14 protein-coding genes are annotated in these 15,821 nt (G+C 58.9%); 4 read left to right on the forward strand and 10 right to left on the reverse strand.

The features are described 5' to 3' along the window. Nucleotides 1–90: 90 nt before the first annotated feature. Genes radA through katB form a run of 3 tightly spaced genes read right to left on the reverse strand, consistent with a single transcriptional unit; the run spans nucleotide 91 to nucleotide 3,648 of the window. The gene (radA, locus tag QMX98_RS12870) at nucleotides 91–1,458 is read right to left on the reverse strand and encodes a DNA repair protein RadA (protein WP_282410860.1); all 1,368 of its coding nucleotides are present in this window, start codon (nucleotides 1,456–1,458) and stop codon (nucleotides 91–93) included. A gap of 45 nt (nucleotides 1,459–1,503) precedes the next feature. After that, nucleotides 1,504–2,046: an ankyrin repeat domain-containing protein gene (locus QMX98_RS12875; protein WP_145308797.1), complete on the reverse strand. Its 543-nt coding sequence runs from the start codon at nucleotides 2,044–2,046 to the stop codon at nucleotides 1,504–1,506. Nucleotides 2,047–2,106: 60 nt separating this feature from the next. Then, nucleotides 2,107–3,648, reverse strand: a complete 1,542-nt coding sequence (gene katB / locus QMX98_RS12880) for a catalase KatB (RefSeq protein ID WP_282410861.1) — start codon at nucleotides 3,646–3,648, stop codon at nucleotides 2,107–2,109. 285 nt (nucleotides 3,649–3,933) lie between these two features. Between katB and mscL the strand changes: the two genes are divergently transcribed. After that, entirely contained in the window at nucleotides 3,934–4,347 is a 414-nt protein-coding gene (mscL, locus tag QMX98_RS12885; RefSeq protein ID WP_010467482.1) for a large-conductance mechanosensitive channel protein MscL, read from the forward strand. A gap of 47 nt (nucleotides 4,348–4,394) precedes the next feature. Here mscL and QMX98_RS12890 read toward each other — a convergent pair whose 3' ends face one another. Next, a complete protein-coding gene (locus tag QMX98_RS12890; protein WP_010467481.1) occupies nucleotides 4,395–5,171 on the reverse strand; it encodes a ferredoxin--NADP reductase in 777 nt (258 codons plus the stop codon). A gap of 346 nt (nucleotides 5,172–5,517) precedes the next feature. Here QMX98_RS12890 and QMX98_RS12895 point away from each other — a divergent pair, with 346 nt between their 5' ends. Together QMX98_RS12895 and QMX98_RS12900 are read left to right on the forward strand one after the other, a co-directional pair. Further along, complete coding sequence (locus tag QMX98_RS12895; RefSeq protein WP_200667056.1) at nucleotides 5,518–6,228, forward strand: autoinducer binding domain-containing protein; 711 nt, start codon at nucleotides 5,518–5,520, stop codon at nucleotides 6,226–6,228. 188 nt (nucleotides 6,229–6,416) lie between these two features. Beyond that, on the forward strand, nucleotides 6,417–7,541 hold the full coding sequence (locus QMX98_RS12900) for a class I SAM-dependent methyltransferase (RefSeq protein WP_282410862.1): 1,125 nt from the start codon (nucleotides 6,417–6,419) through the stop codon (nucleotides 7,539–7,541). Between the two features lie 81 nt (nucleotides 7,542–7,622). On the opposite strand, the gene QMX98_RS12905 is transcribed toward QMX98_RS12900, so the two are convergent. The 3 genes from QMX98_RS12905 to QMX98_RS12915 are packed head-to-tail and all read right to left on the reverse strand — an operon-like array spanning nucleotide 7,623 to nucleotide 10,298. Beyond that, nucleotides 7,623–7,790: a DUF2474 domain-containing protein gene (locus tag QMX98_RS12905; protein ID WP_010467474.1), complete on the reverse strand. Its 168-nt coding sequence runs from the start codon at nucleotides 7,788–7,790 to the stop codon at nucleotides 7,623–7,625. 57 nt (nucleotides 7,791–7,847) lie between these two features. Further along, a complete protein-coding gene (gene cydB, locus QMX98_RS12910) occupies nucleotides 7,848–8,855 on the reverse strand; it encodes a cytochrome d ubiquinol oxidase subunit II (RefSeq protein WP_083375711.1) in 1,008 nt (335 codons plus the stop codon). 3 nt (nucleotides 8,856–8,858) lie between these two features. After that, nucleotides 8,859–10,298 carry a cytochrome ubiquinol oxidase subunit I gene (locus QMX98_RS12915; protein WP_282410863.1) on the reverse strand — a complete coding sequence of 480 codons (1,440 nt, stop codon included), beginning with the start codon at nucleotides 10,296–10,298 and terminating at the stop codon, nucleotides 8,859–8,861. 486 nt (nucleotides 10,299–10,784) lie between these two features. Here QMX98_RS12915 and QMX98_RS12920 point away from each other — a divergent pair, with 486 nt between their 5' ends. Continuing rightward, complete coding sequence (locus tag QMX98_RS12920) at nucleotides 10,785–12,023, forward strand: MFS transporter (protein ID WP_077749411.1); 1,239 nt, start codon at nucleotides 10,785–10,787, stop codon at nucleotides 12,021–12,023. Here QMX98_RS12920 and QMX98_RS12925 read toward each other — a convergent pair. From QMX98_RS12925 to QMX98_RS12935, 3 genes are read right to left on the reverse strand one after another with little or no spacing between them, the layout of a single operon-like run. Beyond that, nucleotides 12,020–14,221 (reverse strand): xanthine dehydrogenase family protein molybdopterin-binding subunit, encoded by a 2,202-nt coding sequence (locus QMX98_RS12925; protein WP_282410864.1) that lies wholly within the window; start codon nucleotides 14,219–14,221, stop codon nucleotides 12,020–12,022. The two genes, QMX98_RS12920 and QMX98_RS12925, sit on opposite strands and share 4 nt — an antisense overlap. After that, nucleotides 14,218–15,207: a xanthine dehydrogenase family protein subunit M gene (locus QMX98_RS12930; protein ID WP_282410865.1), complete on the reverse strand. Its 990-nt coding sequence runs from the start codon at nucleotides 15,205–15,207 to the stop codon at nucleotides 14,218–14,220. The genes QMX98_RS12925 and QMX98_RS12930 overlap by 4 nt, the downstream gene beginning before the upstream one ends. Then, nucleotides 15,204–15,734, reverse strand: a complete 531-nt coding sequence (locus QMX98_RS12935) for a (2Fe-2S)-binding protein (protein ID WP_282410866.1) — start codon at nucleotides 15,732–15,734, stop codon at nucleotides 15,204–15,206. Before QMX98_RS12935 ends, QMX98_RS12930 begins: the two co-directional genes overlap by 4 nt. Nucleotides 15,735–15,821 lie beyond the last annotated feature (87 nt).

The raw sequence follows: 15,821 nt of genomic DNA on the forward strand, positions 1-15,821 counted from the left end.
CGATAGCGGAATGCCAGTCGACATAAATGTTGAATGTCAGATCGCTATCGCGAGCAGGCTCGCCACCACAGGATTGTGTGCTGCCTGCGACTACTCGAACAATGCGTCGAGGGCCTGCTCCAGACGGGTCACGGCAATAATCTGCAACCCCGGCGGCGCTTCCTTGGGCGCATTGCCCTTGGGCACGATGACGCGTTTGAAGCCGTGCTTGGCGGCTTCCTTCAAGCGTTCCTGGCCACTCGGCACCGGGCGCACTTCGCCCGACAGCCCGACTTCACCGAACACCAGCAAATCATGGGGCAGCGGGCGGTTGCGCAAACTGGACATGACCGCGGCCATCAACGCCAGGTCGGAGGCCGTTTCCAGCACCTTCACCCCGCCGACCACGTTGAGGAAGACGTCCTGATCGTGGGTCGGAATTCCGCCGTGACGATGCAGTACCGCAAGCAACATCGCCAGACGATTCTGATCCAGCCCCAGCGTGACCCGGCGCGGGTTCGCCAAATGGCTGTCATCCACCAGCGCCTGGACTTCCACCAGCATCGGCCGCGTTCCTTCCCACGTCGCCATGACCACGCTGCCGGGAACTTCTTCTTGCGCACGAGTGAGAAAAATCGCTGACGGGTTGGAGACTTCTTTCAGGCCCTTGTCGGTCATGCCGAAAACGCCCAACTCGTTGACAGCGCCGAAACGGTTTTTCACCGCGCGCAACAGACGCAGCCGTCCATCGGATTCGCCTTCGAAATACAGCACCGTATCGACCATGTGCTCCAGCACGCGCGGCCCGGCCAAGGCGCCTTCTTTTGTCACGTGGCCGACCAGGAAAATCGCCGTGCCGCTCTGCTTGGCAAACCGCACCAGCAACGCGGCACTTTCCCTCACCTGCGACACGCCGCCCGGTGCCGATTGCAGTTGTTCGGTGAAGATGGTCTGAATGGAGTCGATCACCATAACCTTGGGCTTTTCGACCCGGGCGGTGGCAATGATGGTTTCGATGCAGGTTTCGGTCATCACCCGCAGCTGATCCTGCGGCAGGCCCAGACGTCGGGCGCGCATGGCCACCTGCTGCTGGGATTCTTCACCGGTGACGTACAGCGCCGGCATGACTTTGGCGAGGTTGCACAAGGTTTGCAGGAGAATGGTCGACTTGCCGATGCCCGGATCACCGCCGATCAGCACCACCGAACCATCCACCAGGCCACCGCCCAACACCCGATCGAGTTCACTGGACGCGGTGGAGAAGCGCGGAATCTCTTCGACGCTGACTTCGGCCAGGGTCTTGATCTGAGCCTGCTGGCCGGTCCAACCGGTGCGACCGCTGGGTGCTGCGGCGCCGCCGCTCTCGACCATGGTTTCGGTCAGCGTGTTCCAGGCCCCGCACTCGCCGCACTGGCCGGCCCACTTGGGGAAGGTTGAGCCGCACTCGGTGCAGCCGTACATGCGCTTGGCCTTGGCCATCTGAACTCCCGTCAAAAACCGCGATGATAGCTCAGCTGACGCGGATCAGCGCGGCACCGCTGTGCGGATTTCACCGTTGGCCAGACGCGCGGCGCTGTTGCCCAACGGATCTTCGGCATTCAGGTCGGCGCCCTTGGCCTTGAGCTCATCCAGCAATTCGACTCGCTTGAACAGTCCCGCGTACATCGCGGCCGTCTGGCCAGCGCCGTTACGTTGGTCGGGGCTGCAATGGGCGGCCAACAGGGTTTTGGCGATCTGGATTTCGCCCTTGAAAATGGCCCCCATCAGGGCGGTGTTGCCGCGCTGATCCTGCGCGCAGGCGTCGGCCCCGGCCGCGAGCAAACGGTCCACGGCGGCTGTCTGGCCATGATAGGCCGCAAGAATCAGCGCGGTGTAACCCTTGCTGTCGCGGGTATCGAGGGCGTAACCAGCCTCAATGAAGGTATCGAGCATCGGCACATCGCCACGGCGGGCGGCGTCGAAGTAATAATTTTTCAGTTGAGCCTTCAGCGCTGCAGGATCTTCGGCCGGCGCGCCGAATACGCTGAACGATACGCACGCCAGAAACAGCGATAGACAAAAACGCATGGCAAGCTCCTTGGTCTGACGGGACCTCGTCAGAGGCCCCGCTTTTTCAGGCAAATGCGATCAGTCCGCCAGCTTGGCCGCCAGAGCCTTGACCCGGCCCAGATCACCCTTGGCTACCTTGGTCACGCCGCTCCCGTATTCCGGGTCGGCCTTATAAAGGAAGGACAGGATGATGTGCTTGCTCTCGTCATCGGTGGTGGACAGTGAGCCGCCGAAGCTCTCGATCAGGTCCTTGCGTTCTTTCTTGCTGAACGAGCGATACAGATCGCCGGCTTGCTTGAAGTTCTGCTCACGCTGGATCTTCGCCTGCTGCGTGCTGCCCGACAGGGCCGACTGGCTGTAACGTGCGGTTTGCGGCTCGTCACGAGGCAGTAAACGGCTCGGCTGATAATTCACGCCGCTGCTGCTATGGCCGATGTTCATCGCGCCATCCTGATTACCGTTGTTCACGGCGACCTTGGGTGCATTGATTGGCAATTGCAGTGCATTGGCGCCCAGGCGATACAGTTGAGTATCGGCATAAGAGAACACCCGTCCTTGTAATAAGCGATCTTCGGAAGGTTCGATGCCTGGAACAAGATTGGCCGGTGCCATGGCAACTTGTTCTGTTTCCTGGAAGACATTTGCCGGATTTCGGTTCAACACCATTTGTCCAACTTTTCGTTCAGGAACTCCGGGCCAGATTTTGGTTGCGTCCAATGGATCGAAATCAAACTTGTACAAGTCTTTAGGATTTAACACCTGGACGTACAAGTCCCATTTTGGAAAGTTACCCTTGTTAATATGAGACACCAAATCATTAGTCATATGACTGTAGTCTCGACCTTGAACGTTGGTTACTGCTTTTGGATCGAGGTTATTAATCCCCTGCAGACTTTTCCAGTGAAACTTCACGTAGTGAACTTCACCCTTGGCATTAACTAACTTGTAAGCATGAACACCGTTACCGTCCATTTCCCGATAACTGGCGGGTGTACCGGAATTGGAATACAACTCCGTCAGCGTGCGAGTGGCCTCTGGAACATGGGAAAAGAAATCGAAGCGGCGGGCATCATCGTCCAGGTTGGTACGTGGGTCCGGCTTGAAGGCGTGGACCATGTCCGGGAATTTGATGGCATCACGAATGAAGAAGGTCGGAAAATTGTTGCCGACCAGGTCCCAGTTGCCGTCCGCCGTATAGAACTTGGTCGCAAAGCCACGGGGATCACGCAGGGTTTCTGGCGAATGGTTGCCGTGGACGACCGCCGAGAAACGCACAAACACCGGCGTGCTTTGACCGCCAGCGAACACCTTGGCCTTGGTCAGGTCACTCAGGTCGTCCGTCACGGTAAAGGTGCCGTGGGCACCGGTGCCGCGGGCATGCACGACGCGCTCGGGAATGCGTTCACGATCAAAGCGTTGGAGCTTCTGGATCAGTTGCACGTCCTGTAGCAGCACCGGGCCATTGGCACCGGCGGTTTGCGAATTCTGGTTGTCGCCGACGGCAGCACCGTTATCGCGGGTCAGGGGCGCAGCGTGGACGGAGAAGGTCAGCAGGCTGGCGGTTAATACGCCAAGGGTACGCCGATGGGGAAAAGCCCCAAGGCCAAGGGTCGAAGTCATATCAGGTTCCTCTGTTTTCAAGGCGCACTCCAAGTACGCTGCCCAGAGGCTAGAGGCCCGGAGCGCAGAACATAAATAGAAAGAACGTAATGCGATGATTCAGAGAATTGTGTGGCTAATCAGCCCGTTAGCGCGTAGATCGCGCGCGATTGCTGGCACTTTGCAAACTAAATGCCTGCAAATGTGTCGATAAACACGGGCATTGTAAGAAGGCGTTTCGAGCAGGACAGGATTTGCTGATTTACACTGCGTTCACCAACCTCATCTGTAACAAGGAAATAACCTATGGGCGTGATAAGTGAGTTCAAGGCCTTCGCGGTCAAAGGTAATGTGGTCGACATGGCCGTCGGTATCATCATCGGCGCCGCGTTCGGCAAGATCGTTTCATCGTTTGTCGGCGACGTGGTGATGCCGCCAATCGGCCTGCTGATCGGTGGGGTGGACTTCAGTGACCTGGCGGTTACCCTCAAGGCAGCCAACGGCGATATCCCGGCGGTGGTGCTGGCCTACGGCAAGTTCATCCAGAGCCTGATCGACTTCATCATCGTCGCCTTCGCGATCTTCATGGGCGTCAAAGCCATCAACCGTCTGAAACGCGAGGAGGCCGTGGCGCCCACCCTGCCGCCGGTTCCAACCAAGGAAGAAGAGCTGTTGAGCGAGATCCGTGACCTGCTCAAGGCCCAGAACAATCAGCCCTGAAGGCTGGTTGCGGACAAAAGAACGGCGCCTTCGGGGCGCCGTTTTTTTTACCAGAAGTTCTCCACCGCCACTTGGCCGGGTCGTCGACTGAGGCTCAAGTGCATGTCCCGCTGCTTGAGCAGCTTGCGTGTGTCATCGATCATCTGGGGGTTGCCGCAGAGCATGACCCGCGAGTGCTCGGGCGTCAGCGCCACCCCCGCCACCCGCTCCAGTTCTCCGTTGTCTATCAGCGTCGTGATTCGCCCGTTAAGGGCGCCGGGGTGCTCCTCGCGCGTGACGGTCGCGATGAACTGCAACTTGTGCGCGTATTCGGCCAGATAGTCGCGCTGCGCCAGCCCCGCGATCAGCGCCTGATAAGCCAGCTCGCGGGCTTCCCTTACGCTGTACACCAGGATGATCCGCTCGAATTTCTCCCACACCTCAAAGTCTTGCAGGATCGACAAAAATGGCGCCACGCCGGTGCCAGTGGATAGCAACCAGAGATCACGACCGTCGACGAAACGATCCAGCGTCAGGTAACCGAAGGCCTGACGGTCCACCAACAGCGTATCGCCGACCTCCAGCCGACTCAGTTCGCTGGTGAACTCCCCGCCTGGCACCACGATGGAAAAGAACTCGAGAAATTCGTCATGGGGCGAGGAGACCATTGAATAGGCGCGCCATACCGTGCTGCCATCGGTCCGGGTAACGCCCAACCGGGCAAATTGCCCCGCCCGAAAACGAAAACCGGGGTCTCGGGTGGCCCGCAACGTGAACAGGTTGGGGGTCAACGGCTGAACGTCGGTCAGGGTCTGGCGAGTGAATTTTTCTGCGCTGGCGGTCATGGGGTGCTCCATTCAACAGATGCCCCAGTGTCCCGCAAAGCGAGTGATGTAAACACCGGTGATTTGTAGTGGCTTTAGACGAGGCACCCATGTCCTGGGGTTACTGATGCGATTGTAAGTGCCCCTCCTGTCACACTAACCAAAGGGTACAACACAAAATTCAATAGAAGCATTAGGTACCACATATAACGTTTGTTAATCCTGACTAAGAACCAGTTATTTACTTTTCAACCTTTTCAAGAGCAAAAAAATTGCAGCCTCTTCGTAGGAATACTCCTACACTCGTGACGTGCCGGATTTCGGATCCAATGTGCACCCCCCAGATACCCCGTATGGAGTTACGCCAATAGAAATGTGGAAGGAATCACGTTTAAGACAGATATCTGAAGCGAGAGACGTTGGAGATGCCTATGAGATATCACTGGATTTCGTCAAAAGCCTTGGCTTTAATTTTTGTGCATTTTCAATCACTTCTCACTTACGAGGCCCGCACTTCGATAGAGTGAATTTCAACAACTACCCAAGTGGCTGGAACGCGGAATATGAACAAAATCACTTCAGAGAAATAGACCCAGTAGTAGCTCATTGCAATCATTCAACAATGCCCATTTTATGGGAAGAGAAGGTTTATTCGAAGACACCAACGCTGTGGCAAGCACAGAAACAACTCGGTTTGCAGTATGGCTGGTCGCAATCGCTCCATAGCGACAACGGGCTGCGCAGCATGCTCAGCCTGGCAAGAAGCGACTGCCCCATCACCCCCTATGAATGGTATGAAAAACTGGGCTACACGATGTTCATCAGCAACCACCTGCATGGGCTCGTCGCTAAAAAATTGCCTGATCGCGTGAAGGATTGCTGCAAACCGCATTTATCGGCACGCGAGATCGAGATATTGAAACTGTCGGCCGATGGCAAAACCGCCTACGAGATAGGCATCATCCTGTGCATCACTGAACGCACCACAAATTTTCATATTCACCGAGTGATAATGAAACTGGGCGTCAACAACAAGCTTGCGGCAGTGGTCGCAGCCACCAGGGCGTGCTTGATCTGAGCAGTACGCCCGAATACCCAGGAGGAAAAACCTGCGGGTAATCCAAAAGAAAAAAACGTACCATTTGCGGCTCCTCCAGAGTGTTGACGAATGCACCATTACGTCGCAGTCCACTCGGACGGTCCCGCCCGCTACAACGCTTCAGGCAGCGGGACACCACACCCGTTGACTACCCAGAGCCCCGCCTCATGCCCCTGCTCGAAACGCCCTTCGCCCAACTCGATCTGATCCGTCAGCCAGAACAGCAGAACGAACCACTGCAAGCTTTCGATGCCGCAGACGAGTACATGCTCAATTATCTGGCCGAGCAGCAACCGGCCGTGGACACCCGAGTGCTGGTGCTCAACGATAGCTTCGGCGCGTTGGCCGCGAGCCTGGCGGGGCACGTTGTGGTGACCAGCAGCGGCGACTCGTTTCTGGCCTTCCAGGGCCTGGAAAAGAATCTGATCCGCAACGGCCAGGCCTTCGATGCCGTGCCGAGCGTACCGGCCAACGAAACCTTTGCGGGGCCGTTTGACCGCGTGTTGATCCGGGTGCCGAAAACCCTGGCCTTGCTGGAAGAGCAACTGATTCGCCTGCAAAGCCAACTGGCCCCGGGTGCTCAGGTGATTGCAGCAGCGATGGTCAAGCATCTGCCCCGTGCCGCCGGTGATCTGCTGGAGCGTTACATCGGCCCGGTGCAAGCCTCGTTGGCGGTGAAAAAAGCCCGGCTGCTGATCGCAACGCCTGAAGCCAAAAGCCCAGCCGTGTCGCCCTACCCTTCACGCTATCAACTCGACACACCGGCGATCGAACTGCTGAACCACGCCAATGTGTTCTGCCGCGAAGGGCTGGACATCGGCACTCGAGCATTTCTTCCACACTTGCCACAGAACCTCGGGACAGCGCGCGTTGCCGATCTCGGTTGTGGTAACGGCGTACTGGCAATCGCCAGCGCTCTGCAAAACCCTGAGGCCCATTACACGCTGGTGGACGAGTCATTCATGGCGGTGCAATCGGCCGCCGAAAACTGGCGCGCAGCTCTGGGTGATCGTGACGTGATCGTCCGCGCCGACGATGGCCTGGCCGGACAAGAACCGCAATCGCTGGACGTGGTGCTGTGCAATCCACCGTTTCACCAGCAACAAGTCGTAGGCGACTTTCTCGCCTGGCGGATGTTCCAGCAAGCGCGCGAAGCTCTGGTAACCGGCGGTGCGCTGTACATCGTCGGCAACCGTCACCTGGGTTACCACAGCAAGCTCGCGCGGCTGTTCCGTGGCGTCGAGCAAGTGGCGGCCACGCCGAAATTCGTCATTCTCAAAGCCCGCAAATAATCGCAGGTAAAAAAAAACCCTCCGTGACAGGAGGGTTTGAATCCGTGCCGCAAGGCAACGGGGATGGGAATGTCGGGTGTTTCAGTGCGTGGACAGACCTGCGGCGTTCATGAACATGCGCATCAGGCTGGCCACGATAAACAGGGCCCCCACGCTACCGACCCAAATCAAGGCCAACCAACCGAGCCGCTGCCAAAGCGGTTTTTTCTCTGCCGCCTTGATTTCCTCCAGGGAATGTTTGCCAGCCATCATCTTGACCTCCTCTGAAACGGCGCAGGTTCAAGCCCTGCGCCATTGTCGTGTGCGCTAGTGATAACCGTCTTCGTGGGTCACCTTGCCGCGGAACACGTAGTAGCTCCAGAAGGTGTAACCCAGGATGAACGGGATGATGAACAGCGTACCGACCAGCATGAAGCCCTGGCTTTGCGGCGGTGCAGCAGCGTCCCAGATCGAGATCGAAGGCGGTACGATGTTGGGCCACAGGCTGATGCCCAGACCGCTGTAGCCGAGGAAGATCAGCACCAACGTCAGCAGGAATGGCGTGTAGTTCGCATTGCGGGCCACGGCGCGGATCAGACCGTACATGGTCACCAGCACCAGGATCGGTACCGGCAGGAACCAGAACAGGTTCGGCAGGGTAAACCAGCGGGCCGCGATCTCGGCATGGGCCAACGGGGTCCAGATACTGACGATACCGATCACCGCCAACACCACGAACGCCAACGGCCGCGCCAGATCATGCATCTGCTGCTGCAACTTGCCTTCGGTCTTCATGATGAGCCAGGTGCAACCCAGCAGCGCATAAGCCACCACCAGCGCGAGGCCGCAGAACAGGGTGAACGGTGTCAGCCAGTCCAGTGAACCACCGGCAAACTGGCGATTGACCACTGGCAACCCATCGATGAATGCCCCCAGGGCCACCCCCTGGAAGAAGGTTGCAGCAATCGAACCACCGATAAACGCCTTGTCCCACAGATGACGCTTGTCGTCCTTGGCCTTGAAGCGGAACTCAAACGCAACGCCCCGGAAAATCAGCCCGATCAGCATGAAAATCAGCGGCAGGTACAGCGCCGAGAGCACCACCGAATAGGCCAGCGGGAACGCGCCGAACAACGCCGCGCCACCCAGTACCAGCCAGGTTTCATTGCCGTCCCAGACCGGGGCGACGGTGTTCATCATCACGTCACGGTCGGTCTTGCCCGGGATGAACGGGAAGAGAATCCCGATCCCCAGGTCGAAGCCGTCCATGACCACGTACATCATGATGCCGAAGATGATGATCACGGCCCAGATCAGCGGAAGATCAATACCCATGACTCAAATCTCCTTGGTCAGGCTGGGATCGTGGTCGTCGTCGGCGGAATCGTCGGCGGCGGACAGCGGACGGGCCGGCGTGCGTTTCTTGCCTGGACCACCTTCGGGCGTTTCCTTGCCTTCGTCGATCTTCGGCCCTTTGCGCACCAGGCGCATCATGTAGCCCAGACCGGCACCGAACAGCGCGAAATACACCACCACGAACAGGACCAGCGTGATGCTCATCTGCAGGAAGCTGTGATTGGAGGACGCGTCCGCCGTGCGCATCAGCCCATAAACCACCCACGGCTGACGACCGATTTCAGTGGTGAACCAGCCCGCGAGGATCGCGATCAGGCCGGATGGGCCCATCCACAACGCCAGATATAGGAACGGACGCGAGGTGTACAACTTGTCGCGCTTGCGCAGCCACAGGCTCCACAATCCTGTAAAGATCATCAGCATGCCCAGACCCACCATGATCCGGAACGACCAGAACACAATGGTGGAATTCGGCCGGTCTTCAGGCGGGAAGTCCTTGAGCGCCGGCACTTGCTTGTCCAGGGAATGGGTCAGGATCAGGCTGCCCAGGTAGGGAATTTCTACCGCGTATTTGGTCCGCTCTTCTTTCATGTCGGGCCAGCCGAACAGGATCAGCGGGGTCGGCTCATCGCCGTGATTTTCCCAGTGACCTTCGATCGCAGCGATTTTCGCCGGCTGGTGCTTGAGCGTGTTGAGCCCGTGAAAGTCACCGATGACCGCCTGAATCGGCGCCACGATCAATGCCATCCACATGGCCATTGAGAGCATGGTGCGGATCGCCGGGTTGTCCTTGCCGCGCAGCAAATGCCAGGCCGCGGAAGAGCCGACGAAGAAGGCAGTCGCGACGAACGCGGCCGTCGCCATGTGCATCAGGCGGTAGGGGAATGAGGGGTTGAAGATCACGGCGAACCAGTCGGTGGGAATGACCTGGCCATTAATGATTTCGAATCCTTGCGGGGTCTGCATCCAACTGTTGGAGGCGAGAATCCAGAAGGTCGATATCAGCGTGCCGATGGCAACCATGACCGTGGCGAAGAAGTGCAGGTTGCGCCCGACCTTGTTCCAGCCGAACAGCATGACGCCGAGGAAACCGGCCTCAAGGAAGAACGCTGTGAGGACTTCGTACGTCAGCAACGGCCCGGTCACGGAACCGGCGAAATCCGAGAAGCGGCTCCAGTTGGTGCCGAACTGATACGCCATGACCAACCCGGACACCACCCCCATGCCGAAGTTGACGGCAAAGATCTTCGACCAGAAATGGTACAGATCGCGGTAAGTGTCATTGTTCGTCTTCAGCCACAAACCTTCGAGTACCGCCAGGTAACTCGCCAGGCCAATGGTGATAGCCGGGAACAGGATGTGGAACGAGATGGTGAACGCAAACTGAATTCGGGCGAGATCAAGCGCCTCCAAACCGAACATAAGTCTTCCTCTGTCAGGTAATACCGGCTGAAGGCTTGCGGCCTGCACCCACTGCCCCCACGGATATGGAGTGTGGCGAATTAGAATTCGTTCTTTTTTTACAAACGTCACAACGTAGGGAGTCTGGCCATCTGGCCACCGGATCATTTCCACAAGGGTCTTGATCTGGATCAAGCAATGGTTAAAAGAGTAGTCCCATTTTTGACGATGGACGGTGTGGTCTTTTGCCGCGTGACAGGTTGCCTCATAGCCCTGCTCATTAACTGAAACACATTACCGGTGGGAGCGAGCCGGCTCGCGAAGCAGTGTGTCAGGAAGCAGAGGTGTCGACTGATACTCCATCATCACGAGCAGGCTCGCTCCCAAAGGGGAATGTCGGTGTTTTTGGAGATCGGTGTCTAGCTAACTAAATTTTCCCAGCCTGCAACTTCTGGTTACAGCTTGGTGATAATCTCGACCGTCCCCTCGCTCAAGACCTGCCCTCAGATGCCCAGCCAAGCGCCCTTGCTGTTACGCCATCACCGCCCTTTTATCGCGTTCTGGCTGGCTCGGGTGTTTACCGCCAGCGGTTTTCAGATGCTCACCGTGGCCATCGGCTGGAATCTGTATCAACTGACCGGCAATGTGCTCGACCTGGGCTTGGTGGGGCTGGTGGAATTTGCTCCACGGGTTTTGTTCATGCTGCACACCGGGCACGTTGCGGACCGCTATGACCGGCGCAAGGTCGCGGCGATCTGCCAATCTCTGCAAGCGATGATTGCCCTCTCCCTGGCCATCGGCAGCGCAACCGACCATGTCACCCGCGAGATGATCTTCATCCTCGCCTTCCTGCTCGGCGCCGCACGCTCCTTCGAGATGCCGACCACCCAGGCCCTGCTGCCGAGCATCGTGCCCAGCGCGCTGTTCCCCCGCGCCGTCGCCGCCGCGCAGTCGGCTCAACAATCAGCCACCATCGTCGCCCCGGCCCTTGGCGGTTTGCTCTATGCCTTCGGCAGCGTCTGGGTGTATGGCCCGACCGTGATCCTCTACCTCATTGCCTGCTTGTTGATGCTCAACCTGCCCGCCCGGCAAACACCGTTGAACAAGGGCAAGGCGACGCTGGACTCATTGCTCGCAGGCATCCGCTTCATTCGCAGTCGGCCGGACATTCTCGGGGCGATTTCCCTGGACCTGTTTGCGGTATTGCTCGGCGGGGCAACGGCACTGCTGCCGGTGTTCGCCAAAGACATCCTGTTGACTGGCCCCTGGGGCCTGGGTCTATTGCGCTCAGCCCCGGCCGTCGGTGCGCTGCTGATGTCGCTGTACCTGGCGCGATTTGCCGTGGAGCGCAAAGTCGGGCGGGTGATGTTCACGGCCGTCGGTGTGTTCGGCGTCGCGACCATCGCGTTCGGCCTCTCGACTTCGTTCTGGTTTTCCCTGGCCGTGCTGGTGGTGTTGGGCGCAGCGGACATGATCAGCATGGTGATCCGCGCCTCCTTCGTGCAACTGGAAACCCCGGACGAAATGCGCGGCCGGGTCAGCGCCGTGAACGGTTTGTTCATCGGTGCTTCGAACCAGTTGGGCGAGTTCGAATCCGGCCTCACCGCCCATTGGTTCGGCACCGTGCCGGCGGTGGTCATGGGCGGTATCGGCACGCTGGTGGTGACCGGGGCGTGGATCAAATTGTTCCCGACCCTGGCCAACCGCGACCGCATGCATGTGCCAATCGAAGAAGCCAAGGCCTAGAGCAGTTTGTCCAGGGTGATGGGGAAATCCCTCACCCGTTTGCCAGTCGCGTGATAGATCGCATTGGCCACCGCTGCCGCCACGCCGACGATGCCGATCTCGCCCACGCCCTTGGAACCCAGGGCATTGACGATCTCGTCGTGTTCTTCGACAAACAGCACGTCAATGTCGCCGATATCAGCGTTTACCGGAATGTGGTATTCGGCCAGGCTGTGATTCATGTGACGACCCAGCGCATGGTCGGTCTGCGTCTCCTCGTGCAAGGCCATGCCGATGCCCCACACCACGCCACCGAGAATCTGGCTGCGGGCCATTTTCGGATTGACCACTCGACCCGCCGCAATCGCGCTGACCACCCGGTTCACCTTCACCGTGCCCAAGTCCTCATCCACCAGCACTTCGACGAACACCGCTGAATGGGTGGCGGTGGCGTAGGCTTCGCGCTTCTTGTCAGGCTCGGCATCAACCTGAACCTCGAGGGTGTCTTCTCCGCAGTCCCGGGCCAGGTCGGCCAGTTTTACCCGCGCATCGCCAAATGTCAGATATCCGTCTTCAAAAGCGGCTTGTTCCGAGGTCACACCACTGAACGCGGGTGAGGTTTGCCGCGCAACGGCGAGCAGCTTTTCCTTTAAGGCTTCGCAAGCCTGCTGAACGGCCGTACCGACCGACGACACCGTGAACGATCCGCCCTGCAATGGCGCGGTTGGCAATGAAGAGTCGCCAAGGACAAAAGTGACATCCTCTACCGAAACGCCTGACGCCTGCGCGGCAATTTGCGTCATGACCGTGTAGGTGCCCGTGCCGATATCGGTGGTGGCGCTACTGACGGTCAGCTTGCCGTTGTGATCAAGCGAAGCCTTGGCGCTGGCCTTCTGCTGCATCGCTTCCCAGACACCGCCGGCCATGCCCCAGCCCACTAACTGTCGACCCTGACGCATGCTGCGCGGTTCGGGATCGCGCTGATCCCAGCCAAAGCGTTTGGCAGCTTGGGCGTAACATTCGCGCAAGGCTTTGCTGGAGTACGGTTTGTCTTCGTTCTGATTGCGCTCGGAATAATTGATCAACCGCAGCTGCACCGGATCGATGGCCAACGCACAGGCCAGTTCGTCCATCGCACATTCAAGGCCAATCAACCCCAGCGCCGCGCCTGGCGCTCGCATGTCGAGGGGCGTGAACACGTCCAGTGGCACAAGTTTGTAGGTCAACTGCACGTTGTCGCAGTGATAGAGCATGCCGCTCCACTCCACCACGTGCTCGGTGAAATCCTCGAAACGCGAGGTCTGGCCGATGGCGGTATGAGCCACCGCCAACAAGCGTCCATTGGCCGCAGCGCCCAATTGCAAACGTTGCAAAGTGCGCGGACGGTAGCCGAAGGTGAACATCTGCTGCCGAGTCAATGTCACTCGCACCGAACGCTTGAGGTGTAGCGCGGCCATCACGGCCAGCGCCAGTTGGTACTGCGGACGCAGGCCAGAGCCAAACGCACCGCCGACATACGCGGCGAAAATTCTGACCTGCTCTTTCTCAAGCCCGAACACCTTTTGCACGTATGACTGACAGTTCTGCGGCCCCTGAGTCTTGTCATGGATATGCAGACTGCCATCCGCCTGATAAAGCACTGTGCTGGCGTGCGGTTCCATCGGGTTGTGGTGTTCGATCGGCGTGCTGTAGTTCAGATCCAGACTCAGGGCGGCACCGGTAAATTCGGCCTGGAAGTTCCCACGAGGTTCAGGCAGTTCGGCGGGTGCCGGTTTGGCTTCGCCTTGCAGGCTCAACAGATCGGTCTGATGAGACTCGGTGTCGTATTCAATCCTTACCAGCGAACCGGCATAACGCGCCAACTCAAGGTTATCCGCAACGACGAGCGCCAGCGGCTGGCCGCTGTACAGGACCTTATCGTTGTACAACGGACGAAACGGCGATCCCTCAGCCGAGTCGGCGTCTTCGTAATCCTTGTCATAACTGGCGATTGTCGGACGCTGGAGGTGATCGATCACCGCGACAACACCGGGCAATGCCAGCGCCTCTGAGGCGTCAATGCTGAGCACGCGACCGCAGGCGATAGAACTTGAGACAACGCTGCCGTGGAGCAGGCCTTCCTCAGGAAACTCACCGGCGTAGCGGGCCTGGCCGGTAACTTTGAGAGGACCGTCGACCCGGTCCAGTGGCTGGCCCATGGGTAAGGTAACTGTGTTCATCGGGCTTGCCCTCCTCGCGCGGCATCGCTCAAGGCGCGAACAATTGCCTCTCGCGCCAGTTTGACCTTAAAGGCGTTATGTTCGAGCGGTTCGGCCTTTTGCAGGAGCATGTCGGCAGCGGCGCAGAAGGTTTCATGGTTGGCCGCCCTACCCTCCAGCCATTGCTCGACGGCATTGTCACGCCACGGTTTGTGCGCCACGCCACCGAGGACCAAACGCGCTTCGCGAATGGCCAGCCCGGACAAGTCCAGCGCTGCGGCGACCGACACCAGGGCGAAGGCGTAAGAGGCGCGATCGCGAATCTTCAAATAATGGCTGTACTCGGCAAAACCGGCGGCGGGCAACTCGACCGCGGTAATGAGTTCATCGTCGGCCAGTTGGTTATCGCGCTCAGGGGCATCGCCCGGCAATCGGTGGAAGTCGGCAAACGCAATGGTTCTCGCACCGTCGCGCCCCTGGACGTGGACGATTGCCTCCAACGCCGCCAACGCCACACACATGTCGGAAGGATGGGTGGCGACACAGTGCGAACTGGCGCCGAGGATCGCGTGAATCCGGTTGAGACCGTCCCGTGCAGGGCAACCACTGCCGGGCTCCCGCTTATTGCACGGCACGCTGGCGTCGTAGAAGTAATAGCAGCGAGTGCGTTGAAGAAGATTGCCGCCGGTGCTGGCCATGTTGCGCAATTGCGGCGAAGCGCCTGCCAGGATCGCCTGGGATAACAGCGGGTAACGCTGTTCAATCAGCGGATGCCAGGCCAGATCGGCATTGCTGACCAAGGCGCCAATCATCACGCCGCCGCTGGCCGTTTCCTTGACCTCGCGTAGTGGCAAACCGGTGATATCGATCAAATGTTCGGGGCGAGTGAGGTTCTCTTTCATCAAATCCAGCAGATTCGTACCGCCGGCGATGAAGCGCGACGCCGGACTGGCGAGGTGCACGGCGTCCTGCACCGAATCGGGTTTGCTGTAGTGGAAAGGATTCATTGACCACCTCCTTGCCCAGGCTGGCGGCAGGAGGGAAGTACCTCTTCGATGGCATCGCGAATATTGTTGTAGGCACCGCAACGGCAGAGGTTTCCGCTCATCAGCTCCTGAATGTCCGCGCGGGAGTGCGCCCGCCCTTCATTCGCCAGACCGACCGCCGAACAGATCTGCCCCGGCGTGCAATAGCCACACTGAAAGGCATCGTGCTTGATGAAGGCTTGCTGCATGGGGTGCAACTCATCGCCGTTTGCCAGCCCTTCAATGGTGACCAGCTCTGCGCCGTCGCACATCACCGCCAGCGTCAGGCAGGCGTTCACCCGCTTGCCGTTGAGCAACACCGTGCAGGCGCCACACTGGCCATGATCGCAACCTTTTTTGGTGCCGATCAGGTCCAATTGCTCGCGCAGCAGGTCCAAAAGCGTGGTCCAAGGCAAGACCTCCAGTTGACGCTCCTGACCGTTGAGGGTCAGGCGTAACGGGTGACGAACGAAGGACGGCTGCGCCGCCTCGGGGGTGGTCGCACTCATAAACACCTCACGGTTAGTCGTAATAAGCGGCGTTTTGGCAAACCGCCGTCATAAGGGGTACGACTTCGGGGTGGCGAGAGTGTTCAA

Source organism: Pseudomonas sp. PS02303 (genome assembly GCF_029959925.1).
Lineage (GTDB): Bacteria > Pseudomonadota > Gammaproteobacteria > Pseudomonadales > Pseudomonadaceae > Aquipseudomonas > Aquipseudomonas mandelii.

Excerpts from the sequence above, each read along its gene's own strand:
- radA (WP_282410860.1), bottom strand. The coding sequence starts at position 1,458 with ATGGCCAAGGCCAAGCGCATGTACGGCTGCACCGAGTGCGGCTCAACC.
- QMX98_RS12875 (WP_145308797.1), bottom strand. The coding sequence starts at position 2,046 with ATGCGTTTTTGTCTATCGCTGTTTCTGGCGTGCGTATCGTTCAGCGTA.
- katB (WP_282410861.1), bottom strand. The coding sequence starts at position 3,648 with ATGACTTCGACCCTTGGCCTTGGGGCTTTTCCCCATCGGCGTACCCTT.
- mscL (WP_010467482.1), top strand. The coding sequence starts at position 3,934 with ATGGGCGTGATAAGTGAGTTCAAGGCCTTCGCGGTCAAAGGTAATGTG.
- QMX98_RS12890 (WP_010467481.1), bottom strand. The coding sequence starts at position 5,171 with ATGACCGCCAGCGCAGAAAAATTCACTCGCCAGACCCTGACCGACGTT.
- QMX98_RS12900 (WP_282410862.1), top strand. The coding sequence starts at position 6,417 with ATGCCCCTGCTCGAAACGCCCTTCGCCCAACTCGATCTGATCCGTCAG.
- QMX98_RS12905 (WP_010467474.1), bottom strand. The coding sequence starts at position 7,790 with ATGGCTGGCAAACATTCCCTGGAGGAAATCAAGGCGGCAGAGAAAAAA.
- cydB (WP_083375711.1), bottom strand. The coding sequence starts at position 8,855 with ATGGGTATTGATCTTCCGCTGATCTGGGCCGTGATCATCATCTTCGGC.
- QMX98_RS12915 (WP_282410863.1), bottom strand. The coding sequence starts at position 10,298 with ATGTTCGGTTTGGAGGCGCTTGATCTCGCCCGAATTCAGTTTGCGTTC.
- QMX98_RS12920 (WP_077749411.1), top strand. The coding sequence starts at position 10,785 with ATGCCCAGCCAAGCGCCCTTGCTGTTACGCCATCACCGCCCTTTTATC.
- QMX98_RS12925 (WP_282410864.1), bottom strand. The coding sequence starts at position 14,221 with ATGAACACAGTTACCTTACCCATGGGCCAGCCACTGGACCGGGTCGAC.
- QMX98_RS12930 (WP_282410865.1), bottom strand. The coding sequence starts at position 15,207 with ATGAATCCTTTCCACTACAGCAAACCCGATTCGGTGCAGGACGCCGTG.
- QMX98_RS12935 (WP_282410866.1), bottom strand. The coding sequence starts at position 15,734 with ATGAGTGCGACCACCCCCGAGGCGGCGCAGCCGTCCTTCGTTCGTCAC.